24 protein-coding genes are annotated in these 26706 nt (G+C 68.9%); 11 read left to right on the forward strand and 13 right to left on the reverse strand.

Going from position 1 to position 26706, the window contains the following annotated elements; translation table 11 throughout:
- Positions 1 to 27 precede the first annotated feature (27 nt).
- The 4 genes from modA to BUE42_RS09595 are packed head-to-tail and all read left to right on the forward strand — an operon-like array spanning position 28 to position 2984.
- The gene (gene modA / locus BUE42_RS09580; RefSeq protein ID WP_073464683.1) at positions 28 to 825 is read left to right on the forward strand and encodes a molybdate ABC transporter substrate-binding protein; all 798 of its coding nucleotides are present in this window, start codon (positions 28 to 30) and stop codon (positions 823 to 825) included.
- A complete protein-coding gene (gene modB / locus BUE42_RS09585; RefSeq protein ID WP_073464685.1) occupies positions 822 to 1514 on the forward strand; it encodes a molybdate ABC transporter permease subunit in 693 nt (230 codons plus the stop codon). The genes modA and modB overlap by 4 nt, the downstream gene beginning before the upstream one ends.
- Complete coding sequence (locus tag BUE42_RS09590) at positions 1511 to 2176, forward strand: ABC transporter ATP-binding protein (protein ID WP_073464687.1); 666 nt, start codon at positions 1511 to 1513, stop codon at positions 2174 to 2176. Before modB ends, BUE42_RS09590 begins: the two co-directional genes overlap by 4 nt.
- On the forward strand, positions 2157 to 2984 hold the full coding sequence (locus tag BUE42_RS09595) for a TOBE domain-containing protein (protein ID WP_073464981.1): 828 nt from the start codon (positions 2157 to 2159) through the stop codon (positions 2982 to 2984). The genes BUE42_RS09590 and BUE42_RS09595 overlap by 20 nt, the downstream gene beginning before the upstream one ends.
- A 10-nt stretch (positions 2985 to 2994) precedes the next feature.
- Here BUE42_RS09595 and BUE42_RS09600 read toward each other — a convergent pair whose 3' ends face one another.
- Positions 2995 to 3765: an SDR family NAD(P)-dependent oxidoreductase gene (locus tag BUE42_RS09600; RefSeq protein WP_073464983.1), complete on the reverse strand. Its 771-nt coding sequence runs from the start codon at positions 3763 to 3765 to the stop codon at positions 2995 to 2997.
- Positions 3766 to 3996: 231 nt separating this feature from the next.
- Between BUE42_RS09600 and BUE42_RS09605 the strand changes: the two genes are divergently transcribed.
- Both BUE42_RS09605 and BUE42_RS09610 read left to right on the forward strand, forming a co-directional pair.
- Complete coding sequence (locus BUE42_RS09605) at positions 3997 to 4635, forward strand: CGNR zinc finger domain-containing protein (RefSeq protein WP_073464690.1); 639 nt, start codon at positions 3997 to 3999, stop codon at positions 4633 to 4635.
- Positions 4636 to 4718: 83 nt separating this feature from the next.
- Positions 4719 to 5579 carry an alpha/beta fold hydrolase gene (locus tag BUE42_RS09610; protein ID WP_073464692.1) on the forward strand — a complete coding sequence of 287 codons (861 nt, stop codon included), beginning with the start codon at positions 4719 to 4721 and terminating at the stop codon, positions 5577 to 5579.
- Positions 5580 to 5608: 29 nt separating this feature from the next.
- Here BUE42_RS09610 and lspA read toward each other — a convergent pair whose 3' ends face one another.
- The 4 genes from lspA to BUE42_RS09630 all read right to left on the reverse strand — a co-directional run bounded on the left by lspA (position 5609) and on the right by BUE42_RS09630 (position 10236).
- Positions 5609 to 6100, reverse strand: a complete 492-nt coding sequence (gene lspA, locus BUE42_RS09615; RefSeq protein ID WP_073464694.1) for a signal peptidase II — start codon at positions 6098 to 6100, stop codon at positions 5609 to 5611.
- A 4-nt stretch (positions 6101 to 6104) separates the two neighbouring features.
- A complete protein-coding gene (locus tag BUE42_RS32060; protein ID WP_143171407.1) occupies positions 6105 to 6272 on the reverse strand; it encodes an addiction module protein in 168 nt (55 codons plus the stop codon).
- A 20-nt stretch (positions 6273 to 6292) separates the two neighbouring features.
- Complete coding sequence (ileS, locus tag BUE42_RS09625) at positions 6293 to 9151, reverse strand: isoleucine--tRNA ligase (RefSeq protein ID WP_073464696.1); 2859 nt, start codon at positions 9149 to 9151, stop codon at positions 6293 to 6295.
- A gap of 89 nt (positions 9152 to 9240) precedes the next feature.
- Complete coding sequence (locus BUE42_RS09630; RefSeq protein ID WP_073464699.1) at positions 9241 to 10236, reverse strand: bifunctional riboflavin kinase/FAD synthetase; 996 nt, start codon at positions 10234 to 10236, stop codon at positions 9241 to 9243.
- 86 nt (positions 10237 to 10322) lie between these two features.
- Here BUE42_RS09630 and BUE42_RS09635 point away from each other — a divergent pair, with 86 nt between their 5' ends.
- Positions 10323 to 12137, forward strand: coding sequence for a leucine-rich repeat domain-containing protein (locus BUE42_RS09635; RefSeq protein ID WP_143171408.1), 1815 nt, complete (start codon positions 10323 to 10325; stop codon positions 12135 to 12137).
- Positions 12138 to 12158: 21 nt separating this feature from the next.
- On the opposite strand, the gene BUE42_RS09640 is transcribed toward BUE42_RS09635, so the two are convergent.
- Genes BUE42_RS09640 through BUE42_RS09650 form a run of 3 tightly spaced genes read right to left on the reverse strand, consistent with a single transcriptional unit; the run spans position 12159 to position 15172 of the window.
- Positions 12159 to 12863: a pseudouridine synthase gene (locus BUE42_RS09640; RefSeq protein WP_073464704.1), complete on the reverse strand. Its 705-nt coding sequence runs from the start codon at positions 12861 to 12863 to the stop codon at positions 12159 to 12161.
- Positions 12864 to 12878: 15 nt separating this feature from the next.
- Positions 12879 to 14195, reverse strand: a complete 1317-nt coding sequence (locus tag BUE42_RS09645) for a twin-arginine translocation pathway signal (protein WP_073464706.1) — start codon at positions 14193 to 14195, stop codon at positions 12879 to 12881.
- Complete coding sequence (locus BUE42_RS09650) at positions 14192 to 15172, reverse strand: P1 family peptidase (RefSeq protein ID WP_083614018.1); 981 nt, start codon at positions 15170 to 15172, stop codon at positions 14192 to 14194. Before BUE42_RS09650 ends, BUE42_RS09645 begins: the two co-directional genes overlap by 4 nt.
- A 614-nt stretch (positions 15173 to 15786) precedes the next feature.
- Between BUE42_RS09650 and BUE42_RS32065 the strand changes: the two genes are divergently transcribed.
- Together BUE42_RS32065 and BUE42_RS09660 are read left to right on the forward strand one after the other, a co-directional pair.
- A complete protein-coding gene (locus BUE42_RS32065; protein ID WP_159445391.1) occupies positions 15787 to 17709 on the forward strand; it encodes a hypothetical protein in 1923 nt (640 codons plus the stop codon).
- Positions 17710 to 17712: 3 nt separating this feature from the next.
- Positions 17713 to 19740 carry a right-handed parallel beta-helix repeat-containing protein gene (locus tag BUE42_RS09660; protein ID WP_143171410.1) on the forward strand — a complete coding sequence of 676 codons (2028 nt, stop codon included), beginning with the start codon at positions 17713 to 17715 and terminating at the stop codon, positions 19738 to 19740.
- 16 nt (positions 19741 to 19756) lie between these two features.
- On the opposite strand, the gene BUE42_RS09665 is transcribed toward BUE42_RS09660, so the two are convergent.
- Both BUE42_RS09665 and BUE42_RS09670 read right to left on the reverse strand, forming a co-directional pair.
- Positions 19757 to 20911 carry an acyl-CoA dehydrogenase family protein gene (locus BUE42_RS09665; RefSeq protein WP_073464712.1) on the reverse strand — a complete coding sequence of 385 codons (1155 nt, stop codon included), beginning with the start codon at positions 20909 to 20911 and terminating at the stop codon, positions 19757 to 19759.
- 9 nt (positions 20912 to 20920) lie between these two features.
- On the reverse strand, positions 20921 to 22099 hold the full coding sequence (locus BUE42_RS09670; protein ID WP_073464714.1) for an acyl-CoA dehydrogenase family protein: 1179 nt from the start codon (positions 22097 to 22099) through the stop codon (positions 20921 to 20923).
- A gap of 112 nt (positions 22100 to 22211) precedes the next feature.
- Here BUE42_RS09670 and BUE42_RS09675 point away from each other — a divergent pair, with 112 nt between their 5' ends.
- On the forward strand, positions 22212 to 23384 hold the full coding sequence (locus BUE42_RS09675) for an MFS transporter (protein WP_083614021.1): 1173 nt from the start codon (positions 22212 to 22214) through the stop codon (positions 23382 to 23384).
- 7 nt (positions 23385 to 23391) lie between these two features.
- On the opposite strand, the gene BUE42_RS09680 is transcribed toward BUE42_RS09675, so the two are convergent.
- Together BUE42_RS09680 and BUE42_RS09685 are read right to left on the reverse strand one after the other, a co-directional pair.
- On the reverse strand, positions 23392 to 24039 hold the full coding sequence (locus BUE42_RS09680; protein WP_073464718.1) for a retropepsin-like aspartic protease family protein: 648 nt from the start codon (positions 24037 to 24039) through the stop codon (positions 23392 to 23394).
- On the reverse strand, positions 24039 to 24527 hold the full coding sequence (locus tag BUE42_RS09685) for a YajQ family cyclic di-GMP-binding protein (RefSeq protein ID WP_073464720.1): 489 nt from the start codon (positions 24525 to 24527) through the stop codon (positions 24039 to 24041). Before BUE42_RS09685 ends, BUE42_RS09680 begins: the two co-directional genes overlap by 1 nt.
- A gap of 38 nt (positions 24528 to 24565) precedes the next feature.
- Between BUE42_RS09685 and murB the strand changes: the two genes are divergently transcribed.
- Entirely contained in the window at positions 24566 to 25582 is a 1017-nt protein-coding gene (gene murB, locus BUE42_RS09690; RefSeq protein WP_073464722.1) for a UDP-N-acetylmuramate dehydrogenase, read from the forward strand.
- Positions 25583 to 25599: 17 nt separating this feature from the next.
- Here murB and BUE42_RS09695 read toward each other — a convergent pair whose 3' ends face one another.
- Complete coding sequence (locus BUE42_RS09695) at positions 25600 to 26682, reverse strand: leucine-rich repeat domain-containing protein (protein WP_073464724.1); 1083 nt, start codon at positions 26680 to 26682, stop codon at positions 25600 to 25602.
- Positions 26683 to 26706: the final 24 nt, after the last annotated feature.

Here is a 26706-nt window from a genome sequence, read left to right on the forward strand (position 1 = left end):
CCCGGATTGGCATCCGGGCGACGCGATATGCAGTGCGCTACATTTCGGGGTCTTCCACGCTGTAACGCCCCCACCATGCGCCTCGCTGCCCGCCTGCTGATCGCGGCCTTCTCGGTCTTCGCCGCCACCGCCGACGCCGCCGACCTGACCGTTTCGGCCGCCGCCAGCCTGACCAACGCCTTCAAGGAACTGGCCCCCGCCTTCGAGGCGCAGAACCCGGGCACCAAGCTGCTGCTGAACTTCGCTGCCTCCGACGCCTTGCTGGCGCAGATCGCGAAGGGCGCACCGGTCGACGTGTTCGCCTCGGCCGACCAGGAGACGATGGACCGCGCGCAGGCGCAGCAACTGGTGGCCGCCGGCTCGCGCCGCGACTTCGTCAGCAACTCGCTGGTGCTGGTCACGCCGTCCGACAGCACGCTGGCGCTGGCCGCGCTGGCCGGCCTGAAGCAGCCGGCCGTCAAGCGCATCGCGCTCGGCCAGCCGAGCGGCGTGCCGGCCGGCCGCTACGCGAAGGGCGCGCTCGAGGCCGCGAAGCTGTGGGCCGACGTCGAACCCAAGGCCGTCTACGCGCAGAACGTGCGCCAGGCGCTCGACTACGTGGCGCGCGGCGAGGCCGAGGCCGGCTTCGTCTACGGCACCGACGCCGCGGTGCTGAAGGACAAGGTCAAGGTGGCGCTCACCGTGCCCACCGAGACCCCCATCCGCTACCCGGTGGCGCTGATCGCCGGTGGCCCGAACCCGGCGGCCGCCCGCGCCTTCGTCGACTACCTGCTGTCGCCGGCCGGCCAGGCGGTGCTGGCACGCTACGGCTTCCAGAAGCCGTGAACGCCGCGGAGTCCGCGTGGATTCCGCTCGCGCTGTCGCTGAAGGTGGCCGGCTGGGCCACGCTGATCGACCTGGTGCTGGGCGTCGGCCTCGGGCTGCTGCTGGCGCGCGGGCGCTTCCCGGGGCGCGAGCTGCTCGATGCGATCCTCACGCTGCCGATGGTGCTGCCGCCGACGGTGCTCGGCTACTACCTGCTGGTGCTGATCGGCAAGCGCGGCTGGCTCGGCGCCTGGCTGTACGAGCACCTCGGCATCCAGCTGATCTTCACCTGGCAGGGCGCGGTGATCGCGGCCAGCGTGGTCGCGCTGCCGCTGGTGCTGAAGGCGGCACGCGCGGCCTTCGAGGGCGTCGATCCGCAGCTGGAGAACGCCGGGCGCGTGCTGGGCCTGTCGGAGGCGGCGGTGTTCTTCCGCGTGACGCTGCCGCTCGCGTGGCGCGGCATCCTGGCCGGCGTGCTGCTGTCGTTCGCGCGCTCGCTCGGCGAGTTCGGCGCGACGCTGATGGTGGCCGGCAGCATCCCGGGGCGCACGCAGACGCTGTCGGTCGCGGTCTACGAAGCGGTGCAGGCCGGGCAGGACGGCGTGGCCAACGTGCTGGTGCTGATCACGTCGCTGACCTGCATCGTGGTGCTGCTGCTGGCCGGGCGCTTGTTGTCCGGCCAGCCTTTGCGGGGGAGTGCCGTGCGATGAGCTTCGAGGTCGACATCCGCAAGACGGTCAGCAGCCCGCAGCGGCGCTTCGAGCTGCAGGTGCGCTTCACGGCACAGGCGCGCCGCACGGTGATCTACGGCCCGTCGGGCGCCGGCAAGACGCTGACGCTGCAGGCGATCGCCGGGCTGCTGCGGCCCGACGCCGGCCGCATCGCGTTCAACGGCGAGACGCTGTTCGACGGCAGCGCGCGCCTCTTGGTGCCGGCGCGGCAACGCCGCTTCGGTTACCTGTTCCAGGACTACGCGCTGTTCCCGCAACTGAACGTGCGGCAGAACGTCGCCTTCGGCCTGCGGCGCGGCTGGTTGAATCCGCCTCGCGATGCCGGCGGCGAGGCGGTCGAGCGCTGGCTCGCCGCGCTCGAGCTCACGCCGGTCGCGTCGCAGCTGCCGCACCAGCTCTCGGGCGGCCAGCGCCAGCGCACCGCGCTCGCCCGTGCGCTGGTCGCGGCGCCGCGCGCGCTGCTGCTGGACGAGCCGTTCTCCGCGCTCGATCCGGGACTGCGCGAGCGCACGCGCGACGAGCTGGACCGGCTGCTGGCGCAGATCGACATCCCGTTGGTGATGATCACGCACGACCCGGACGACCTGCGCCGCTTCGGCGAACAGGTGCTGCATCTGCGCGATGGAGTCGTCGGTGACTGACGCACCGGACGACAGCCTCACGCTCGGCGCCGAGCTGACGCTGAACCTCGGCGGACAGAGCCTGGCCGGTGCGCGCCGCATCGGGCTGCTGGTGGAAATTGCGCGACTGGGCTCGATCACGCAGGCCGCGAAGGCCGCCGGCTTCAGCTACAAGGGCGCGTGGGACGCGGTCGAGCAGATGAGCAACCTGGCCGGCGAGCCGCTGCTGGAACGCAGCGCCGGTGGCCCCGGCGGCGGCCGCACGCGGCTCACGCCGCGCGGCGAGCAGCTGCTGCGCAATGTCGTGCTGATCCAGCAGGAGCATGCGCGCTTCATCGAGCGGCTGAACCGGCAGGCCGATGGCCTGGCGGGCGACTATTCACTGATGGAAGGGCTGGCGATGAGAACGAGCGCACGCAACCAGTTCGCCGGCACCGTGGTGGGGTTGCGCGGCGGAGCGATCAACGACGAGATCGAGCTGGAGGCGATCGGCGGGCTGCGCATCGTCGCGAGCATCACGCACGAGAGCACGGTCGAGCTCGGGCTCGTGGTCGGCGCGAAGGCCTTCGCGCTGATCAAGGCCTCGTCGATCATCCTGATGACCGAGATGCGCGGCGTTCGCCTGTCGGCCCGCAACCAGCTGAAGGGCGTGGTGTCGCGGGTCACGCCGGGGGCGGTGAACTGCGAGGTGGTGATGGCACTGGCCGGTGGCGGCGCGGTGGCGGCCATCATCACGAACGACAGCGCGGCCGCGTTGGCGCTGGAGGTCGGCAGCACCGCGATCGCGGTGTTCAAGGCCTCCAGCGTGATCGTCGGCGTGTCGGCCTAGATCGACGAGATCACACCGACCTCGTCTCGCCGCCGTCGATGCGCAGCACCGTGCCGGTCATCCAGCGCGCGCCGGGCGACACCGCGAACGCGATCAGCTCGGCAATCTCGTCGGCCTCGCCGAAGCGGCGGATGCCGGCCTGCTGCAAAACGGCCGCCTTCGCGTCGTCCAGCGTGATGCCCTTGGCGGTGGCCATGCGCTCGATCATGCCGAGGCGCCGGCCCGTCATCACCGCGCCGGGCGAGACGCTGTTCACCTGAACGCCGTCGGCGATGCCGCGTTCGGCGAAGGCTTTCGCCAGCGCTTCGATGGCCGCGTTGATCGCGCCCACCGCCGCCATCGACGCCTTCGGTGCCTCCGCCGCGTTGCCCGACACGAACACCACGCTGCCGCTGCTCGCGCGCAGCGCCTCCCACGCGCGCAGCGTCAACCGGCGCGCGCCGTGAAACTTCAGCGCCATGCCGCTGTCCCATTGCGCGTCGGTCATCGCGAACAGGTCCAGGCCCGGTACCGCGCCGGCCACGTTGACCAGCGCGTCGATGCGCCCGTGGGCCTGCAGCGCGGCGCCGACCACGGTGTCCGCGGCATCGGGTCGGCTCAGGTCAGCGGCCACGACGAGCGCCTGCTTTCCCATCGCACGGATCTGCGTTGCCACTTCCTCCAGCGCGTCCTGGCGCTGCGCGCACAACACCACGCAAGCGTGGTCCTTCGCGAGGCGCAAGGCGGTTGCCTTGCCGATGCCGGAACTGGCGCCGGTCACGATCACGACTGAATTCGACATGCTGGTGCTCCTCATGCGGCGCGGTGCTCGACCGCTTCCAGGATCAGAGCGACCGTCGGCTTCATCCTCTGCGCCATAAAGCGCTGGTTCTCGCGTGCTGTCATCGTCATTGCGTCCTCCATGCATAACCGAAAAAAATGAGGATTGCAGGTTATCTTCATAGATATAACCTGTCAACATTAGAATTGACGGTTATCGACTCGGCCGAGTCGAACCCCACAAGGTGATGCGATGACGGATGCCAGACCACCCGCGATGTTCATCGCCGATGCGCTCGGCCTGGACTTCCTCAACTCGGTGTCGGTGCCGCTGGACGTGCCGGTGGAGTACCTGGCGTCGGGCGAGGACCTGATCGCCTGGCTGCGGCAGGCGGGCCTGGTGCCGGCATCGGTGCTGGACGAGACCCTCGCCAACGCCGGCCCCGGCGAACTCGACGCCGTCGCCGCGCAGGCCCGGGCGCTGCGCGAATGGTTCCGCGGCTTCGTGCGCGAGCACCGGGGGCGGCGCCTCGACGTGCAGGCAGTGGCCCGGCTGGAGCCGCTGAACCGGTTGCTCGCGCGCGACGAAGGCTATGGCCAGGTGATCGCGGTGTCCGGTCCGGAGAGCGACGACGGCATCACCGGCCTGCAATGGGCGCCGATGCGGCGCTGGCGCTCGCCGGATGCGCTGTTGCTGCCGATCGCCCAGACGATGGCGGAGCTGCTGACCAGTGCGGACTTCAGCCAGGTCAAGGCCTGCGAGGGGCCCGCCTGCACGCTGTTGTTCCTCGACAGGACACGCGGTCACAAGCGCCGCTGGTGCAACATGGCCGTCTGCGGCAACCGGGCCAAGCAGGCCGCCCACCGTGAACGCCACACGCAACGCTCGTAACTCTATTGATGTTATTTGACAGGTTACTTCTGAGTAGTTAACCTGACCGAACACATTTGTGTGGTTACTTGAAGGAGCAAGAGATGACGAGCGTGAGCTATCGACGCGTGAGCGTGGGCGAGCATGAGGTGGCGTACCGGGAAGCCGGGCCGGCACAGGCACCGGTGCTGCTGTTGCTGCATGGGTTTCCCAGTTCGAGCCACATGTTCCGGGACCTGATCCCGAAGTTGGCGGACCGCTACCGCGTGATCGCGCCGGACCTGCCCGGCTTCGGCCAGACGACCGTGCTGCCGCGCGAGCAGTTCGCGTACACCTTCGACAACCTGGCGCAGGTGGTCGACGGTTTCACCGAGCAGCTCGGGTTGACGCGCTACGCGATCTACGTGTTCGACTACGGTTCGCCGGTCGGCCTGCGGCTGGCGCTGAAGCACCCGGAGCGCATCACGGCGATCGTCACGCAGAACGGCAATGCGTATGAGGAGGGCTTGAGCGAGGGCTGGAACCCGATCCAGGCCTATTGGCGCGAGCCGACCCCGGCCCATCGCGACGCGTTGCGCGCGTTCCTGGCGCCGGAAGCGACGCTGTGGCAGTACACGCACGGCGTGGCCGATGCGAGCCGGGTGTCGCCCGACGGCTACGGGCTGGACAACCACTACCTGGTGCGGCCGGATGCGCACGAGATCCAGCTTGACCTGTTCCTGGACTACGCGAGCAACGTCGCGCTGTACCCGCAGTTCCAGGCGTATTTCCGCAAGCACCAGCCGCCGCTGTTGGCAGTGTGGGGGCGGCACGACCCGTTCTTCCTGCCGGCGGGCGCCGAGGCGTTCAAGCGCGACATCGACGCGGCACAGGTGCAGTTCTTCGACACCGGGCACTTCGCGCTGGAGACGCATGCCGCGGAGATCGCGGACGCGATCCACGGCTTCCTCGCGAAGCTGGCCTGACGGCGCGGGCCAGGCACGGTGCGCAGCGGCTACTTGCCCTTGCGCACCCGGCGCAGCTCGTCGACGATCAGCAGGATCGCGCCGAGCGTGATCGCGCTGTCGGCGAGGTTGAACGACGGGAAGAACTTGTCGGCCCAGTGCACCTGGATGAAGTCGACGACGTAGCCGTGCAGCAGCCGGTCGATCACGTTGCCGAGCGCGCCGCCGAGGATCAGCGCGAGCGCCCACGCGAACATCTTCTGTCCGCCGTGGCTGCGCAGCATCCACACGATGAACCCGGCGGCCACCGCGCCCAACGCGACGAAGAACCAGCGCTGCCAGCCCGAGGCACCGGCCAGGAACGAGAACGCCGCGCCGGTGTTGTGCACCCGGACCACGTTGAAGAACGGCGTGACGTGGACGCTGTCGCCGTACGCGAAGTTGGCGAGGATCAGCGACTTGGTCAGCTGGTCCAGCACGATGACGACGAGGGCGATGCCCAGCCAGGGGAGCAGGGAGGTGGAGGATTTCTTGAAGGACATGTTTTCAGCGATTGCGCAGGAGCGCGAGTGCGATGGCTTCGGACACCGGGGTGCGGGCGTCCTTCGTTTCTGCCACGATGCTTTCCCACAACTCCTCGGCCAGCCGCACCCGTTCGTCGACCGTCAGCTTGAACAGATCGGGGTACTTCACGCGAGGATCGTTGTGGTTCATCGAGGGCTCCTTGCAAAATTTCAGGCGACTGTACGCGCCTCGCCCGAGCCGTACAGGTTACTTGTGCACCTGCCGCAGATCGTCGGATGCTGCGCATCGCTGCCGACATCGTCGCGGTAGTGCCAGCAGCGCTCGCACTTGGTCGCAGCTGAAGGCGTCACGGCCACCACCAGCGCCGCGCCCGCCGCGATCCGCGCCTGTGACGTGATCGTCACGAAGCGCAGGTCGTCGCCGAGCGCCGCGAGCAGCGCGAGATCGTCGGCCGCCGCGGTGATCAGCAGCTCGGCCTGCAGCGACGAGCCCACCTGGCCCGCGCTGCGGAGCGCCTCGATCTCCTTGTTGGCCACGTCGCGGATCTCGCGCAGGCGGCTCCACTTCGCGAGCAGCGCCTCGTCCGCCCAGGCCGAGGTATCGCTGAAGGTCTCGATGAAGATCGATGCCGACTTGCCCGGTGCGAACACCTTCCACGCCTCCTCGGCGGTGAAGCTCAGGAACGGCGCCATCCAGCGCAGCATCGCGTGCGTCACATGCCACAGCGCGGTCTGCGCGCTGCGCCGGGCCAGCGATTTCGGCGCGGTGGTGTAGAGCCGGTCCTTCAAGACGTCGAGGTAGAACGCGCCCAGGTCCTCGCTGCAGAACACCTGCAGCTTGGCCACCACCGGGTGGAACTCGTAGACCTCGTAGTGCTTCAGCACCTCGGCCTGGAACTGCGCCGCGCGTGCCAGCGCATAGCGGTCGATCTCGAGCATGTCGGCCAGCGGCACCAGATCGGTCGCCGGATCGAAATCGCTGGTGTTGGCCAGCATGAAGCGCAGCGTGTTGCGGATGCGGCGGTACGCATCGACGACGCGCGCGAGGATCTTCTTGTCGATCGCGAGGTCGCCCGAGTAGTCGGTCGCCGCGCACCACAGGCGCAGGATCTCGGCCCCCATCTCCTGCACCGAATCCTGCAGCGAGATGAAGTTGCCCAGGCTCTTGCTCATCTTGCGGCCCTGGCCGTCGACCGTGAAGCCGTGCGTCAGCAGGCCGCGGTACGGCGCATGGCCTTCCATCGCGCAGGCGATCAGCAGCGACGAATGGAACCAGCCGCGGTGCTGGTCATGGCCTTCGAGGTACAGGTCGGCCTCGGGGCCGGCTGCCCCCTCCGGCCCGGCGGTGGTGCCCGGCTGGCTGCCGACCTTCTCGTTCAGCACGTGGTAGAAGGTCGACCCCGAATCGAACCACACGTCGAGGATGTCGTTGCTCTTGATGTAGTCGCCGGCTTCGGCGCCCAGCACCTCGTCGACCGTCAGCTTCGACCACGCCTCGACGCCGCCTTGCTGCACCACCCCGGCCGCGCGGTCGATCAGCGCCATCGTGTCGGGGTGCAGTTCGCCGGTCGCCTTGTGCAGGAAGAACGGCAGCGGCACGCCCCAGTTGCGCTGGCGGCTGATGCACCAGTCGGGCCGGTTCGCGATCATGTCGTGCAGCCGGGCCCGGCCGTTCTCCGGGAAGAAGTTCGTCTGGCCGATGGCCTCGAGCGCGGTCTGGCGCAGCGTCTTCGGCGCCTTGTCCTTCGTGAACACGCCGTCGCCCTCGTCCATGCGCACGAACCACTGTGCCGCGGCGCGGTAGATCACCGGCGTCTTGTGGCGCCAGCAGTGCGGGTAGCTGTGCGTCAGCTTCGAGGTGGCGAGCAGCCGGCCGGCGTCGCGCAGCGCATCGGCCACCAGCGGCGCGGCCTTCCAGATGTGCTGGCCGCCGAACAGCGGCAGCGTCGCCTCGTAGACGCCGTTGCCCTGCACCGGGTTCAGGATGTCGTCGATCGCGAGACCATGCTCGCGGCAGGAGTTGAAGTCGTCCACGCCGTAGGCCGGCGACGAGTGCACGATGCCGGTGCCGTCGTCGGCGGTCGCGTAGTCGGCCAGGTACACCGGGCTCACGCGGTCGTAGCCGGGGTCGACGTGCGCCAGCGGATGGCGGAAGGTGATGCCGTCGAGGTTCTTGCCGAGCGTGGTCGCGAGCACGGTGCCGGTGAGGCCGTAGCGCTCCAGGCACTTGTCGACCAGCGCCACCGCCAGCAGCAGGATGCCGCGCTCGGTGTCGACCAGCGCGTACTCGAGCGCCGGGTTCAGGTTCAGCGCCTGGTTGGCCGGGATGGTCCACGCGGTGGTGGTCCAGATCACCGCGAAGGCGTCCTTCGCGAGCGAAGGCAGGCCGAAGGCGGCGGCCAGCTTCGCGGGCTCGGCCGCCAGGAAGGCGACGTCGACCGTCTGCGACTGCTTGTCGGCGTACTCGATCTCGAACTCGGCCAGCGAAGAGTGGCAGTCGAAGCACCAGTAGACCGGCTTCAGCCCACGGTAGACGAAGCCGCGCTCGATCAGCCGCTTCAGCACGCGGATCTCGTTGGCCTCGTTGCCGAAGTCCATCGTGCGGTACGGGTGATCCCAGTCGCCCAGCACGCCGACGCGCTTGAAATCGGCCATCTGCTGCGCGATCTGCTCGCCGGCGTAGCTGCGGCTCTTGGCCTGCACGTCGGCGCGATCGAGGTTGCGGCCGAAGGTCTTCTCGATCTGGTTCTCGATCGGCAGGCCGTGGCAATCCCAGCCCGGCGTGTAGCGCGCGTCGTAGCCGGCCAGCTGGCGCGCCTTGACGATCATGTCCTTCAGGATCTTGTTGGCCGCGTGGCCGACGTGCAGCGTGCCGTTGGCATAGGGCGGGCCGTCGTGCAGCACGAAGCGCGGGCGGTTCACGCGGGCATCGCGCAACTGCTTGTAGACGCCCTGGTCGCTCCAGTCCTTGATCCAGCCCGGTTCGCGCTTGGGCAGGTCGCCGCGCATCGGGAACGGCGTGTCGGGCAGGTTGAGGGTGCTTCGGTAGTCCGTGGTCTTGTCGGTCATGGCTTTGCGCGCCGCGCGGCGCGTCTCGAAGACAGGTGCCGGCGCCAGGGCGCCGGGGCTCGCGAAAGGAAGGGGAGGAGCGGCGAGCGTTAAATTCGGTCGCGCGTGGTCTGGCGGCGTTGCGCGGCGTACGAGGCGAGGCAGACGCGGGCATCCTGCACGTCCTGCTCGATCGCCGCCGTCAGGGCTTCCAGCCCGTCGAAACGGGCTTCATCGCGAAGTTTGTGCAGCAGTTCCACCCGGACGAGTTTACCGTAGGCCCCCTCGGCCCCGAGGCGCGCAGGCCAATCGAGGCAATGCACTTCGAGCAGCACGCGGCCGGCGTCTTCGACCGTCGGGCGCACGCCCAGGCTCGCGACGCCGTCCAGCGGCTGCTCGCCCAGCCCGTGGGTGCGCACCGCGTAGATGCCCATCGCGGCCGACTTGGCATGGGCGAAGCGCAGGTTCAGCGTGCGGAAACCCAGCTCGCGGCCGAGCTTGCGGCCGTGCACCACGTGGCCGCTGATGCTGTAGCTGCGGCCCAGCAGCGATTCGACCTGCACCATGTCGCCGGCGGCCAGCGCCTGGCGCACCGCCGAACTCGACACCCGCAGCCCGTGCACCTCGTAGCTCTTCATGCGGGCCACGTCGAAGCCCTGGGCCGGGCCGGCGGCATCGAGCATCGCGTAGTCGCCGCCCCGCCGGGCGCCGAAGCGGAAGTCGTCGCCGACCAGGATGTAGCGGGTGCCCAGCCCGCGCACCAGCATGTCGACGATGAAGGCCTCGGGCGACAGCGACGCGAGCGCGTGGTCGAAGCGCAGCACGACGACCTGGTCGATGCCGCAGCGCTCCAGTTCGGAGAGCTTGTCGCGCAGCGTCGCGATGCGCGCCGGGGCCAGCTCGGGCTTGCCGGCGGCGCGGGCGAAATAGTCGCGCGGGTGGGGCTCGAAGGTCATCACGCACGACGGCAGCCCGCGGTGCTGCGCCTCGCTGCGCAGAAGCGCCAGCATGGCCTGGTGGCCACGGTGGACGCCGTCGAAGTTGCCGATGGTGAGGGCGCAGGCATCGGCGATGCCGGGGTGATGAAAGCCGCTGAAGACGCGCATGGGGTGGGATTATCTGTCGAGGCGCGCAGTGAACTTTTTGCCGGCACTTGTTACTGAGTGATCTTGCCGTTGTCGAGGACGTTGCCATGAGCGGATCGATCACGGGCGCCAAGCGCCGCCGTGAACCTGAACCCCCCCGAACCGCCGCACGGCCACCTCCGCAAGACCCCATTTTTCATGGCAACCTCGATGCGCTCGCCGCCGTGCTGTCGCAGCGGACCGATCTGCAGCACATCCACGCCGTTCACGGCGACCTCTCGCCCGAGCTGGCCGCCGAGATCGCCGGGGTGCTGGCGGATTCACCGGCGTTGCAGTACCTGAAGATCGAATCCTGCAGGGCGGACGGCGCATCGCTGATCGCGGTTGCCGATGCACTGGCCAGGACGGCGTCGCTTCACACCTTCGCGATCAGGCATACGGGTGCCGTCAGGGGATGGGCTTCGGCGCTCACCAGGGCGTTGCGGGTCAACACCTCGATGAGCGAGCTGCACATCGGAGGCACCATCGTGTATGCCAACGAGGCGGCGGCATTGGCACAAGCCGTGGGACGTCATCCAACGCTCGGCTGCGTGGTGCTCGAGGCCATGAGATCCCCTGCCGTGAAGTCGTTTCTGAAGGGCCTGGCGGACCTGGGCAGCGGCGCCCTCGAGAAGCTCGTCCTGCAGAGCCTGGCAATGGAGCCCCAGACCGCGTGCATCGGCGCCCTGTGCGCCGTGATCCGGGGTGGGCAGGTCAAGTGCATCGAAGTCGACACCGCGCTCAAGTCCGAGTCGATCGATCAACTGCTCGGTGAGCTGGAGCGCGACGCCTGCACGACGACACTCGACGTGGGGGAGCGCCTGGTGCTCGGCGCTGCGCAGCAGGCTCGCCGGCACCAGGTGCAACAGGCGGCGATGTTGCGGCACGTTGAAAGCACGCCGCAACCCCTCATCGAGATGCAGGCGCAGGTGCATCCGGTGACCGTGCTACCCGTGCTGCCCGCGGTCGGGTGCGGCTTGCCATCGCCGGAGTGGCGGCTGCAGGCCGAGGCACATCTGGAGAACGGGCGCCTGGAAGCGTTCGCGCAGGCGATGGCGGACGGGCAAGTGGCGGGGCTGAGGTACTGTCTGCGGGATCTGTCGCGCCTGTCTGAAGCGCTCAGCCGTGTCCCCACCCTCGAGCGGGTGCACTTGGTCAGCGTGTCGGTCAGCGCGGCCGGTGCCCGCGAGTTCGGCGCGGCGCTGCAGAAGCACCGCACGCTGAAAGCACTCGGCTTCACGCACTGCCGGCATCAACCGGGCGGCTTCGGCGCGATGGCGCAGGCGCTGAACGCGTATGGCGGCCTGGAGACGCTGAAGATCGGCGTCGACCCGGATGACCGCATTCACTGCCAGGAGATGCAGGCCGGCATTCATCAGCTCGTCGATCACCATCCGGGCCTGCGCAAGCTGACGCTCGCCGGCGAGTGGATCGACGCGCCGGGCCTCCTCGGGGGGCTGTTGTCCGTGTTGAGCCGCAAGCAGCAGTTCAAGGAGTTGAAGCTGGTGTCTTGCCCGGCCCGGCTCTTCGGCAGCTTGACGACACATCTGCTCGAACAGGCGCCATGGCGGTTGCCGCAATTGACGCTGCAGGGGGTGTCCGGCGATCTGAACCACTGGTCCTTCGACGAGATCGTTCAGAAACTGGCCTTGTGCACGGTCGACAAATTGGCCATCAAGGGGCGTACGTTGTCGACCGTGGGCACGCAGGAGTTGATCCAGACGATGGCGTCGAACAGCAGTTGCCAGACCCTGGTCGAGTTCGAGGCGACGAACCAGCTCGAGGTTCTGGCAGACGAACGCAGAAGCCTGCAGACCGCGAACTCCATCGTCGCGTTCCGCATTCAGCAGTTTCAAAACCGGATGCCGCTGTTGCAGTTCTGATGGCAGGCGACCAGGCCGAACTCAGCGCTTGCGCTCGAGCTGTTCCCGCTCCGCCGCGCTGACCCAGCGCCATGCGCCGCTCGGCACGCCCTCCAGCGTCAGCTCGCCGAAGCTGCTGCGGTGCAGCGCCTCGACCCGGTTGCCGGCCGCGGCCACCATGCGCTTGACCTGGTGGTACTTGCCTTCGGTCAGCGTGAGCCGCAGCGTGTTCGTGCCGGTGGCCTCGCAGGCCGCGGCGCGCACCGGTGCCGGGTCGTCGTCGAGCACCACGCCGTCCAGCAGCTTGGCCACCTGGTCCGGCGTCACCTCGTGCTTGGCGGCCACCTCGTACACCTTCGGCACATGGTGCTTCGGCGAGGTCAGCCGGTGGATCAGCGTGCCGTCGTCGGTCAGCAGCAGCAGCCCGGTGGTGTCTTCGTCGAGCCGCCCGACCGGCTGCACGCCGCGGTTGCGCAGCGGCAGCGGCAGCAGGTTCAGCACGCTCGGGTGGTGCTTGGGCTTCTGCGAGCACTCATGGCCGGTCGGCTTGTGCAGCAGCACCAGCGCCTTCTCGTGGAACCGCCACTCGCGGCCCTGCACCGTGAACACCAGTCCCTCGGTGTCAAGCTCTTCGGCCGGCTCCTCGATCACACGCCCGCCGACCGACACCAGCCCGTGCCAGATCAAGCCCTCGCATTCGCGGCGCGTGCCGAAGCCCTGGGAAAACAACACCTGCGACAAGCGCATCGAAGATTCTTTCGTTCAGGAATGGAGTTCGAGCAGCACGACGTGCCCCTCGGCGCACGGCCAGGCGCGGCCGACGATGCGCTCGCCGTTGAATTCTGCGGCCACCGCACGGCCTGCCGTGTCGGTCACCTTGACGGCGGCCAATGACAGGCCCGCCACGCCCGGCGGCAGCCCGGCCGGCGGGTGGCCGTCGAGCAGGATGCGGTCACGCGGCACGCCGAAGTAGCCGCGCGGGCGGCTCAGTTGCACCAGCGAAAGTGCCTCGCGGTCGGCCGCGGGGTCAGCATCCGCATCGACATCCGCCAGCCGCATCGCTCGCAGGTGCACCAGCGACGACGAGCGCGCGAACGGCGAGCGGTAGACGTGCGTCGTGCTGTGTCCGGGCGCGCTGATGACGAACTCGAGCGGCGTGCGGCTGTCGGTCGCGAGCGGGCCCCAGGCGCCATCGCTGCCGACGACGTGGCGGTACAGCGGCGGGCCGACGCGTTCGCCGCTGGCCGCATCGGTGGCATGCACCTCGACCGTGGCGCCGGCCAGCGGCAGGTTGTCGTGCACCGCGGCCTGCGGATGCAGGCCCGAGACGCAGCCCGAGAGCTCGATCGCTTCGCCCGACGGCGTGGGCTGCAGGCTCGCCGGCGCGCGGCCGGTCAGGAAGCGCCACATCGCGTCGAACGCGGCCGGGCCGAACGAGGTCTCGCGGTGGTCGATGCCGGCGATCACGACGTTGTGCGCGCCGCGCAGTGCCGGGCTGTCGGCATCGACGCCGGTCGGCCGGCCGGGCGCGCCGATCCACAGGCCGTCGGGCTGCGCGTACTTGTCGTTGCCGTCGGAGCGCACCGTCATCCAGCGCGGGCCGGGCGTCGTCTCGCTGCCGTTACCTGGGTCATTCAGCCGCTGCAGGAACGGCCCGGCGCCGTTGAACTCGTTGCCCGGCCGAAACGCCGCATCGGCCCACACGCCGTGGTTCGGCGTGCCGCCGAGGATCGCGTGCGAAACGCGCGCCGCACCGCCGTTCGCGGTGAAGTTGCGCACCGCGAAGCCACCGCGCGAGTTGGCGATCAGCACGACCTGCGCGACGCCATGCCGGCGGCAGGCCTGCTCGACCGCGTCGGCGATGCAGCGGCGCGCGTCGTCGCTGGAACTGCGGCCGGGCTGCGCGACGCCGTCGTCATCGCGCGCGAGCGGGCAGGGCATGTCGATCGCGTGCAGCCGCTCGCGCGGCCAGCCGTTGCTCTCGAAACGCCAGACGGTGGTGAGCCACAGCGCGGCGGTGTCGCCGTTGCCGTGCACGAAGACGATGGGCGGGAAGGTGTCGGCCGAGGTGTCGCTCATGCGGGCAGGCCCAGGTCGCGCGCGGCGGGATACGGCCCCCAGCCGGTGGCCGCCTCGATCGCACGCACGACGGCCCGCGCCATCGCCTCGGCGGCCATCGTGCCGAGCAGCGTCGGGTGGGCGACGAGCCCGCTGGCGCCGGTGGCCAGCGCGAACACGGTGTCGCCGTCGCTCTGCGTGTGGACCGGGCTGATGCTGCGCGCGAGCCCGTCGTGCGCGGTCTGCGCGAGCTTGTTGGCCTGGGCCTTGGTCAGCACCGCGTCGGTGCCGACCACGCCGATCGTCGTCGCGGCACCGGGTTGCATCGGCTGCGGCAGTTCGCCACGAAGCAGCGCCTGCGTGCTGTCGAGCAAATCCAGGCCATCGGCGGTGCGAGCACCTGCCAGCACGCGGCCGCTGCGCGGATCGACCACGTCGCCGAGCGCATTGACCGCGACCCACGCGCCGACGGTGATGCCCGCCACCGTGACGCTGGCATGGCCGAAGCCGCCGCGCATCGCGCGCTCCAGCCCGAACAGCTTGCCGACCAAGGCCCCGGCGCCCGCGCCGACATTGCCTTCGGCGCACGGCGCATCGCTCGCGGCTTCGCAGGCGGCGTAGCCGGCCGCGGCATCGGGGCGGATGCCGCCATCGCCGACGGACAGGTCGAACAGGATTGCCGCCGGCACGATCGGCACGCGGTGCGGGCCGACCGGGTAGCCGATGCCGCGCTCCTCGAGCCAGCGCATCACGCCGCCGGCCGCATCGAGCCCGAACGCGCTGCCGCCGGCCAGCAGCACCGCGTGCACGTGCTCGACGGCATTGAGCGGCGACAGCAGGTCGGTCTCGCGCGTGCCGGGCGCGGCGCCGCGCACGTCGACGCCACCGACCGCGCCCTCGGGCGCGAGCACGACGGTGCAGCCGGTGGGCCGGCGGCTGTCGGTGAAGTGGCCGACGCGCAGGCCGGCGACGGCGCTCAGGCCTGGTGTGGGGTGCATCGCTGGGAAGGGGGCGGGGACCGGCGATTATGAAACGGCTGGTGGAGCTGCGATGACACACCCACTCAGTTGCAACAGTCTGCGCAGATTGGCCGGCCGCGACAGGTGGCGTGATACACCGTGCCCAGTCTCGATGAGACCGAAGAGACCGTGTGGGCTTGCCCTCTGCAAGAACCTGCCTGTCGCATTCGGTCCGTCCGGACCCCCTCAGGGCCGGAGAAGAAAAAAGCACATGGGCTCAAGCCCTGTCGGAGGAATCCATGGACTCGATGCGTCACGATGGTTCGTCAGCGAACACTCGGTTGGCCCTTCACGCAACTGCCAGGCGGCTGCATCGGTTGAGGCCGGCTTGGCGGCAGGCCAGCCTTGCGCTGCTGGCCGCCACCACGTTGGTCGCCGGATGCGGCCCTTCGTCTGATGACGGCCCGGCACCGACACCCAGTTCCGGCTCGACACCGACGCCCGCACCCGCACCCGCACCGACGCCCGCACCTGCGCCGACGCCGGCACCAGCACCGGCACCGGCACCGGCACCCGCACCCGCACCCGCACCCGCACCGACGCCAGCACCTGCGCCCGCGCCCGCGCCCGCACCGACGCCAGCACCCACGCCCTTGCCCATCACGATCGCACCGCTCGGATCGCCGCGCATCCTGATCTCCGATGCGCCGACGCTGACCCGCCTGCGCACTGCTCTGACCAGCAACACGGCGTCGGCGACGCGCTTCAAGAACATGGTCGATTCGCAGATCGCCGGTGCCGACATCTATCTGTTCGGCCCCTGGCAGGCGGCGCTGTTGTCCCAGGTGACGGGCAAGGCGTCCTACTGCCAGTACGCGGTCGACCAGACCGAGATCTTCGTGCAATCCGAAGAAGCGCTGATCAACAGGAATGCGGCTGCAACGGTGGCTGGCGACAGCTACCTCGATGTCGGCGGCACGATCGGCAACATGGCGATGGTGTACGACTGGTGCCGCTCGCAGATGACGGCGACCCAGCGCACGCGCTGGGCGACCTACGGCAACCAGGCGGTCTGGAACGTGTGGAACCACACGCAGGCCAGATGGGGCAACACCACCTACGCCTGGAGCGGCTGGTCGGTCGACAACCCATCGAACAACTACTACTACTCGTTCCTGCGCGCGACCATGCTGCTCGGCCTCGCCACCTACGGCGAAAACACGCAGGCCTCGACCTGGCTGGACAAGTTCCGCACCGAGAAGATCGCCAACCAGCTCGTGCCGACCTTCACCCGCGACCTGCAGGGCGGCGGCTCGCGCGAAGGCACCGGCTACGGCACGGCAATGAACGGCCTGTTCGACCTCTACCACCTGTGGGAGAAATCCACCGGCGAGCGCATCGCGGACGCGACCCCGCACACGCTCGCGTCGTTCGACAAGTTCATGCACGACATCGTGCCGACCCTGGACCGCATCTCGCCGACCGGCGACCATTCGCGCGACTCGACGGCCGCGCTGTTCGACTACCACCGCCAGTACCTCGAGGTGCTGTCGCGCCTGTACCCGTCTGACGCGATGGCGGGCGTCTCCAGGTCGCTGCTGGCGCAGTCGTCGGTGCCGCGCATGGCGAACGCCTTCGAGTACTGGGTCGACTACCTGTACGACCAGTCCGACATCGCCGCACAGCCGCTGAGCCGCCTGCCCACCGCCCACTGGGGCAGCGGCACCGGCCAGTTCTCGATGCGTTCGGCCTGGGCCGGCGATGCCACCTATGCCAACCTGATCTGCGGCCCCTACACCGAGAGCCATGCCCACCACGACCAGGGCAGCTTCGTGATGTTCAAGGGCAACTGGCTCGCCTTCGACGAAAACATCGATTCGCACTCGGGCCTGGCCCAGTACGAGACGCCGCACAACCTGGTGCGCATCGAGCAGAACGGCAAGCTGGTGGAGCAGACCTACGGCGCCAGCTGCGCGATGCAAGCCCTGGCCGACACGCCCGTCTACGCCTATGGCCTGGCGCGGGTCACACCGATGTACGGCGGCAAGGCGGTGGTGGCGAAGGTGGAGCGCGAGTTTCTGTTCATCAAGCCCGCCACGCTCGTGATCCTCGACCGCGTGCAGACCAGCGGCAGCGGCATCAGCCGCATCTGGACGCTGAATCTGCCGGGCACGCCCACGCTCTCGGGCGACCGCATCACCGCGATGAGCGGCAGCAACCAGCTCGACGTGGTGCGCCTCGCTCCCACCGGGCTCGCCTCGCAGGCGATCTCGTGGCCCACGGCCGATGACGACATGAATGCCGGTTCGCGCGTCGACGTGGCCGATTCGAACGGCAACGCGTCGGTGTTTCTCAACGTGCTGGGCGCCGACCACGCCTTCACCGCCGCGACCCGCTCCGACGCGGCCGGCCAGACCGGGGCACAGATCACGCTGGCCAACGGCAGCGTGGCGACCGCGCGCTTCAGCACCGACGGCACCGGTGGCACGCTGGAGATCCGCAACCAGGCAGGCACCGTCACCTTCAGCGGGGCGTTGCCGACGACCGTGCAAGCACCGCCCAGGCTGGCCAACTGAGCCATGCAAGGCCTTCGCGGAACCGTACCGACGCTGAGCGGGCTGTTCGCCGCCGTGCTGTTGCTGGGGGCATGCGGCAGCGGCGCATCGGATGACGCGCCCGCGCCATCGACATCACCACCGATCGGCGCGCCCGCACCGGCGCCCGTGCCGAGCCCTGTGCCGGCGCCCGCACCAGCACCTGCACCAGCGCCAGCGCCCGCACCAGCGCCCGCACCCGCACCCGCACCAGCACCATCACCCGCACCCGCACCCGCACCCGCGGAGGCCTGCTTCTCCGACCCCATCGAGCCGATCTGGAACGAGAGCGGAGCCAGCGCGACACGCATCAAGAGCCCCGCGCCGCACATGCACTTCACGGCCGGCGCGCCGCTGCGCATCCTTGCCGATGCGCGGGATCCGAATGCCTACCTGTGCCCACCCGGACACCCGCCCTACGTCTGCCCCGGAACCCGGGAGAACTTCTATGTCGACGGGCAACTGGTCGGCGCGGCCTTGCCGAGTGCCACCGATTTCAACCTCTGGGAGCTGCGGCTGCCCGCCGGCCTCTCGCAGGGCGAGCATGTGCTGACCGTCGGCCATGTGCCGTACGACCCGGCCACCGGCGCCGGCGGCACGCAGGTCAACGGGCCGACCCCCATCACCATCCATGTCGATGCCCCGCCCGTGCACGGCGGCACGGTCACGCTGACGCAAGACCTGGTGCTGAGCGGCTCGGCCGGCCTCGACTGGACGGACAAGACCGTCATCGGCAACGGCTTCAAGGTGCTTGCCGGCGCGGGCTACTCGGGCCCCGTGCACATCCAGAATGCGCATGTCAGCGGGCTGGGCAGTTTCGGTGCCCTGGGCATCGACATCGCGACCACGGGCTCGGTGGCGATTCAAGACTCGGTCTTCGAGGCCACCGGGGCGATGCGCTTCAGCGCCCAGGGCAGTGGCTCGATGATGGTGAAGAACAACGAGCTTCGCGCCAACAACCTGATCACCTATGTGTCGAGCGACCCGTCGGTGCCGGTCGTCCTCGAGCTGGCCGGCAACACGTCCGGTGGCAAGGTCCTGCAGGGCAACCGCGTCGGTGGCGGCATGCTGCTGGTGAGCGGCAATGGCTGGCAGATCGGCGGCCTGCTTGCAGGGCAGGGCAATGTCCTGATGGGGGTGAGGGCGGTGCTGCAGCTCCACGACTCGTCGAACGACACCGTGCAGGGCAACTACCTGCTGCACGACTACCACGGCGGGTTCAGCCAGGGCTTCAATCTCTGGTTGCAAGGCAGCTCCGGCAACGAGCTGGCCGAGCACAACGTGGTGCATGGCGGCTCGTGGCCGATCCAGAATTTCGGCGGCGAGTTTCGCTACAACCTGGCCATCGACAGCGGACACAATTTCTGGCGCGGCTCGGCGAGCGGTACCAGGATTCACCACAACGTCTTCGCGCATGCCAGCGGCACCAACACCCAATACGACGGCGCCATCATGGTCTACGGCGGGGAGAGCGGCCTCGACATCCACAACAACAGCTTCGATGCCGGTGGTTCGGCCGGTGCCTACGACGCACCGGTGTTCAACATCGGCGCGGGCTCGGTGTTCACCTCGATCCGCAACAACCTGTTCACCGCGTTCAGCGAGGTGCCGGCCGGTTTCGGCAAGGCCCTGGTATCGACCGACAGCGGCGCCGTGGCCAGTCCGCGGGTGGTCTCGGCAGACTACAACGGCTGGTTCAATCCGCTGGCGCCGAATTCGGCGCGCTATCTGCCGGGCATGGTGCAGAACCCGGCGGGGGTGCACGACGTGCAGGCGAACCCCCGGCTGTCAGGCCAGGCCGAGATGCCGTACCGGGTGTCGAAGGGCTGCGTCTGGCTGCGCCTGTACACGACAGGGCAGGTCCTGTCTCGCTACCGGCAGATCTACCGGCCGGCCGCGGGCAGCCCGCTCATCCATGCGGGCGATCCCGCCGATGGCGCCGGCACGGCCATCGGGGCGGTCGGCGCCGACGACAGCCACCCGATGGATCTGTTCGGCCGGGTCGTGCCCTAGGGCCTGTCAACAGGCCCTAGGCGAAGACGCCTGCGGTGTCCTGCATCCGGTCCGAGACTTCGCCGAGCTGGTGCAGCGTGTCGCCGAAGCTCAGCTCCATCACCGTCAGCCGCTTGAAGTAGTGGCCGGCGATGTACTCGTCGGTGACGCCGATGCCGCCGTGCAGCTGGATGCACTGCTGGCCGACGAAGCGCATCGAGACGCCGAGCTGGTACTTGGCCTGCGCCAGCGCGCGACGGCGCGCCGCGGCCGGCTCGTTCATCTTCAGCGTCGCGAAGTAGCTCATCGAGCGCGCGAGTTCGAGCTGCATCTTCACGTCGGCGATGCGATGGCGCAGCGCCTGGAAGCTCGCGATCGCGACGCCGAACTGCTTGCGGGTGTTCATGTATTCGACGGTCACCGCGACCAGCCGGTCCATCGCGCCGACCGCTTCGGCGCACAGCGCGGCGATGCCGATGTCGACCGCGTATTCCAGCGCCGCGTGGCCCGCGTGGGTGGCTCCGCCGGCCGGCACCAGCAGCATGGCCGGCGCATCGGCCAACGCCAGCTCGGCGGCGCGCGCCCCATCGGCGCCGCCGTAGCCGCGCGTCTTCACGCCGGTGGCGCGGCGCTCGACGAGGAACAGCGCGATGCCCGCCGGGTCGTCGACCGCGCCCGACACGCGTGCCGGCACGATGAACGCATCCGCCTGGTCACCGGCCGGCACGACGCTCTTGGCGCCGCTCAGCGTCCAGCCATCACCGGCTGCCTCGGCCGAGGTCTCGACATGCGCGAGCCGGTAGCGCGCCCCACGCTCCTGGTGTGCCAGCACGACCAGCGCGTCGCCGCCGGCGATCTTCTCGAGCCAGCCGTCGATCGCCGGCTGCGGCGCGCAGGCCGACAGCACGGCGCCGGCGATCAGCGCGCCTTGCGCATAGGGTTCCAGCACCAGGCCGCGGCCCAGTTCTTCCATCACGACCATCGCGTCGGTTGGCCCGAAGCCCATGCCGCCCTGCGCCTCGGGCACGAAGAGCCCGGTCAACCCGAGGCCGGCGATCTCGCGCCAGGCTTCGCGCGAATAGCCGCCGGCCTGCACGATGCGCTTGCGACGCTCGGCGTCGTAGCCCTTGGCCACCCACTTGCGCACCGAGTCGCGCAGCATTTCTTGATCGTCGGAGAAGTCGAAGTCCATGTCGTGTCCTCAGCCCAGCACCGTCTGCGCGACGATGTTGCGTTGCACCTCGTTGCTGCCGCCGTAGATCGTCGTCTTGCGCACGTTGAAGTAGGTCGCCGCCAGCGGCGCGCAGTAGGCCGCGCCGACGTGGTCGCCCTGCCAGCCGGCTTCCATCGCGTCGTGGATGAAGGGCACGCTGAACGGCCCGGCCGCCAGCATCAGCAGCTCGGTCAGGCGCTGCTGGATCTCGCTGCCGCGGATCTTCAGCAGGCCGGCCACGTCGAGCGACTGCTTGCCGGATTTCTCGCCGCTCAGCACCCGCAGCACCATCATCTCCAGCGCGACGATGTCGACCTCCAGCTTCGCGATCTCGTCGCGGAAGCGCACGTCGTCATACACCTTCTCCGCCTTCGCGATGCGCTTGAGCCGCTCCAGTTCACGCTTCGAGCGGTTCACGTCGGCGATGTTGGTGCGCTCGTGGGCCAGCAGGTACTTGGCGTAGGTCCAGCCCTTGTTCTCCTCGCCGACCAGGTTGTCCGCCGGCACCTCGACGTTGTCGAACCAGACCTCGTTGACCTCGTGCTCGCCGTCCATCGTGATGATCGGCCGCACCGTGATGCCGGGGCTCTTCATGTCGATCAGCAGGAAGCTGATGCCGGTCTGCGGCTTGCCTTCGGTGCTGGTGCGTACCAGGCAGAAGATCCAGTCGCCGTACTGGCCGAGCGTGGTCCAGGTCTTCTGGCCGTTGACGACGTAGTAGTCGCCGCGGCGCTCGGCGCGGCATTTCACCGACGCGAGGTCGGAGCCGGAGCCCGGTTCGCTGTAGCCCTGGCTCCACCACACGTCGCCGCTCATGATGCCGGGCAGGTGGCGCTTCTGCTGCTCGGGCGAGCCGAAGGCCATGATCACCGGCGCCACCATCACCGGGCCGAAGGGCACCACGCGCGGCGCGCCGGCCAGCGCGCATTCTTCTTCGAACAGGTGGCGCTGGATCGCGTTCCAGCCCGGGCCGCCGAACTGCGTCGGCCAGGCCCAGCCGTGCCAGCCCTGCTTGCCGAGGATCTTCGCCCAGCGCTGCAGATCGTCCTTCGAGAGCCGCAGCGCGTTGTGCACCTTGTGGCTGATGTCCTTCGGCAGGTTCTCCGCGACCCAGCCGCGGATCTGCTGTCGGAAGGCCTGCTCTTCGGGCGTGAAGTTCAAATCCATCGTCGTGTCTCCTGTGCGCTCGCACATCGTCTGCACTTTCGCCGCGTTTTAGCACGGTCGTGCGTTTGCGAGATGTCCCTGCGGCGACAACGGGCCTACCGATAATCCCGCGGTGACTTCCTATCGATCCACCGTGGCCGCGCTGGCTGCCGGCCAGCTGGTGAGCTGGGCGGCGCTGTACTACGCATTCTCGTCGTTCGTGCTGCCGATGCAGCAGGCCTTGGGGTGGAGCAAACCCGTGTTGATGGGCGCCTTCACGCTCGGCCTGGCGTTGTGGGGCGCGAGCAGCTATGCGGCCGGTGCCGCCATCGACCGCGGGCACGGGCGTGGCGTGATGACGCTCGGGGCGGCGCTCGCCGGCGCCGGCTTCCTGCTGTGGTCGCAGGTGGAGCAGCCGGCCACGCTGTACGCCGCGTGGGCGCTGATGGGCGCGGCGATGGCGATGACGCTGTACGAGCCGGCCTTCACCGTGCTGACCAAACGATTTCCGGAGCGCTACCGCGACGGCATCACGTCGCTGACGCTGGTCGGCGGGTTTGCCAGCACGCTGTCGTTCCCGGTCGCGGCCTGGCTTGTCCATGCATGGGGCTGGCGCATCGCGCTGGCGGTGATCGGCGGCGTGCTGCTGCTGGGCGTCGCGCCGCTGCATGCGTGGGCCTTGCGCGGCAGCGATCCGCCGCGCGCACCGCGCGGCGCCCACGACGCCGCCGACGATGCGACGCTGCACGAGGCGCTGCGCCACCGGTCGTTCTGGCTGCTGACGGGCACCTTCACGCTGTACTCGTTCGCGGCCGCGACGCTGTGGGCGCACGTGATGCCGATCTTCGCGTCGAAGGGGCGCAGCGAGGTGCAGGCACTGGCCGTGCTGACCTGGATCGGACCGGCGCAGGTGGCGGGCCGCCTGGTGTTCCTCGCGTTCGGGCGCCGCGTCACGCCGCGCGGGCTCGGGCTCGTCGTGCTGGGCGGCCTGCCGCTGTCGTTCGCGATCTTCGCGCTGGCCGATAACCTGGCGGCGCTGATCGTGTTCGCGGTGCTGTTCGGCATTGCCAACGGCCTGGTGACGATCGTGCGCGGCAACCTGGTGCCGGAGTACTTCGGCCGCGCGCACGTCGGGCGCATCGGCGGCGCGATGTCGGCGATCGCGCTGCTGTCGCGCGCGGCGGCGCCGGTGCTGACGGCGTGGCTGCTGCTGGCGCTGCCGGGCTACCGCGAGTTGCTGCTGTTGCTGGCGGTGCTCGGGGTGGTGGCGCTGGTCAGCTTCGCTTTCGCACGCCCGCCCGAGTGAGGGCCGGCTACGGCTTCTTGTCGAGCGTCATCGTGTCGTTGTCGCGCTTCATCTGGAAGCGCGTCAGGAAGCTGTTGCCGAGCAGCACCTGGCTCATCGAGGCCGGCAGCACGACGGCGTCGACGTTGTAGACCTGCACGTCGCCGATGCGCACCGAAGCCAGCGTGATCCGGTAGGACGGCACGTTGCCATTGGCGGTGCTGACCATGCCGCGCTGGCCCTCGCGGTACTTGAGGCCGATGGAATCCGCTTCGGACTGCGCGATGGTCACCGTGGTGGCGCCGGTGTCGACGACGAACACCACCGCCTTGCCGTTGATCGAGCCCTGCGTGAAGAAATGGCCGCCCGGGCCAGCCGGCAGCACGATGCGGCTGCCGCCGCCCTCGACCGGCGCCGCGCCCAGGCTGACCTGCACACCGCCGAGCCGCAGCTGCTGGCGCTCGCCGCCGACCTCGACGATCGCCTCGCCGCCCGCCATGCTGATCAGCTTGACCCCTTGCACGGTGCTGCCGACGGCCACCGTCCGCGGCGCGCCGTTGATCATCAGCAGCGCCTTGTCACCCAGCGAGCCGCTGAGCGACACCGCCTGCGCGCAGGCGGCCGTGGCGCACAGCGCGCCGGCCGCCATCGCGGCTGCTGCGAGTGCGCGGCGCATCAGTCTCTGAAATTGTCGAAGCTCAGCGGCGCGTCGGGCACTTCCTTGCGGATCAACGCCATCGCGGCCTGCAGGTCGTCGCGCTTGGCGCCGGTGACGCGCACCGTGTCGCCCTGGATCGCGGCCTGCACCTTCATCTTGCTCTGCTTGATCAGCGTCTGGATCTTCTTCGCGGTGTCGCTGTCGATGCCGTTCTTGACGGTGATCAGCTGCTTGACCTTGTCGCCGCCGATCTTCTCGATCTTCGCGCTGCGATCGAGGAAGCGGATGTCGACGCTGCGCTTGGTGAGCTTGGCCAGCAGGATGTCCATCACCTGGCCGATCTGGAAGTCGCTGTCGGCGTAGACCGTCAGTTCCTTTTCTTTCAATTCGACACGGGCCGACGAGCCCTTGAAGTCGAAACGGGTGCCGATTTCCTTGGCGGTCTGGTCCACGGCATTGCGCACTTCGACGAGGTTGGGGTCGAGTACGGCATCGAAGCTGGGCATGGTCGGTAATTCCTCGCTGGATCAGCGAAAATTCTCGCATGCAAATCGAGTCGGGCGTCAGCCTGAAACCCTACAACAGCTTCGGACTGCCGGCTGTCGCACACACTTTGGTGCGCATCGCGGCCGATGCCGACGTGCGCCGCGTCGTCGACCACCCCCAGCTCGGGCTCGCCCCGAAGTTCGTGTTGGGCGGCGGCAGCAACATCGTGCTGACGCGCGACATGCCGCAGGTGGTGCTGAAAGTCGAGGTGAAGGGCCGGGCGCTGCTGCGCGAGACCGACAGCGCCTGGATCGTCGAGGCCGGCGCCGGCGAGAACTGGCACGAGTTCGTCGCGTGGACGCTGGCCCAGGGCTGGCCTGGCCTCGAGAACCTGGCGCTGATCCCCGGCACGGTGGGGGCGTCGCCGGTGCAGAACATCGGCGCCTACGGCATCGAATTGAAAGACCGCTTCGAATCGCTGGATGCCGTCGACCTGGTCACCGGCCGCAGCGTGACGCTCGCGAGCGGCATCTGCGCCTTCGGCTACCGCGACAGCGTCTTCAAGCACTCGCTGGCCGGCCGCAGCGTGATCACCCGGGTGCGGTTCCGGCTGCCCAAGCCGTGGCAGCCGGTGCTCGGCTACCTGGAGCTTGAACGCAAGATGGCCGAGACCGGCATCCACGCGCCGAGCCCGCAGCAGGTGTTCGACTGGGTCTGCGCGATCCGTCGCGCGAAGCTGCCCGACCCGGCGCTGGTCGGCAACGCCGGCAGCTTCTTCAAGAACCCGGTGGTCACGCCCGAGCAGTGCCGCGACATCATCGGCCGCGATCCGGAGATCGTGCACTACCCGATGCCCGACGGCAGCGTGAAGCTGGCCGCCGGCTGGATGATCGACGCCTGCGGCTGGAAGGGCAAGAGCATCGGCCGCGCCGGCGTCTACGAGAAGCAGGCGCTGGTGATCGTCAACCGCGGCGGCGCGATCGGCTCCGAGGTGGTGACGCTGGCGCGCGCGATCCAGGAGAGCGTGTACGGGCGCTTCGGCATCCGGCTGGAGCCGGAGCCGGTGGTGGTGTGAGCCGGTCGATGCGGCGGTCACGCCTGCTGGGGGCCGGTGAAGAACCCATGCCATCCATGGATCTGCTTGTAGACCCGTTCCGCGAGCGCGCGGTTGCGCTCCAGAGCCGCCGTCATCCGCTTGGATGCTTCGGCCGTCAGTTCCGTCTCGCCCAGGTGCAGGTGGCGCAATGATGTGTTTTTCTCGACAGCCTCGATCACTGCATCGGCCGATTCCTGCTCGAATGTGGCGCCGGTCAACGACAGGGACGTCAGCTTGCAGTCCGGCCTCTGCAACGCATCCACCACCAGATCCTGCAGCGTTGTGCAGTCCTGAAAATTTCCGCTCAAGTCCAGCGATGACAGGCAGGGGCTCTCGCGGCTCGCTTGCATCAGCCATCCCAATAGCTCGTCGGACCAAGGCAAGGTCAGCCAGACTGCTTCCGCCATCAGGTGTTTCGACAGCGAACCGCACAATCGGCGCCTCCAATCGTCGGTGTCGGTGTCGGCCGGCGCGGCCTTCACGATGATTTCCAGCTCTGCCAAGGGCTTGTCGCGTGCCGTGGGATGCGAGAACAGCCGAGCCAATGCGCCGGCTTTCAGTGGCGCTTTCTCGTGCACGTACAGCGTGAGCGAATTCAGGCCGATGTTGTCTCCCAGAGCCTGGGCGAGTTTGCCGGCCTGCGCGGGGCTCGAAGGGATCGGCAGCTCGATGCTGGTGATCTCCGGGCAACCGGGCAGGACGTCGATGAAGAAGTGAAGCTTTTTCGGAGCGATGTTCTCGAACTCGAGATCAATGCCGTGGCCGCGGTAGCGGCTCGTGCCCGGAGGGTGCGCCTGCGCGTCGTAGGCTTTGGCCGCCGTCAGGAAAGGGTCGACAAGCTCGTGGTCCGCACACCAGTAGAGGATGAACTGGGCATCGGCCGCACCCTCAAACCTCGCGGGATTGGGCATGATCCCTTCGGCCTGGAACGTGCGCACGCACGCGTCTTCTCGCGACGTGTCGATGCCGGCCATTCCTTCGAGCACTCTCTGCAGTTCGGCCTTTCCAGCCGGATCGCCCGAGAAGTGAGGAACGAGGCGGCGCGACGGCGCGGTGTCGAGGGAGATGGAACGTTTCATGATTTCTCCGTGAAGGTCGTCGAA

Origin of the sequence: Rhizobacter sp. OV335 (genome assembly GCF_900142965.1) — a bacterium.
Classification (GTDB): domain Bacteria; phylum Pseudomonadota; class Gammaproteobacteria; order Burkholderiales; family Burkholderiaceae_C; genus Rhizobacter.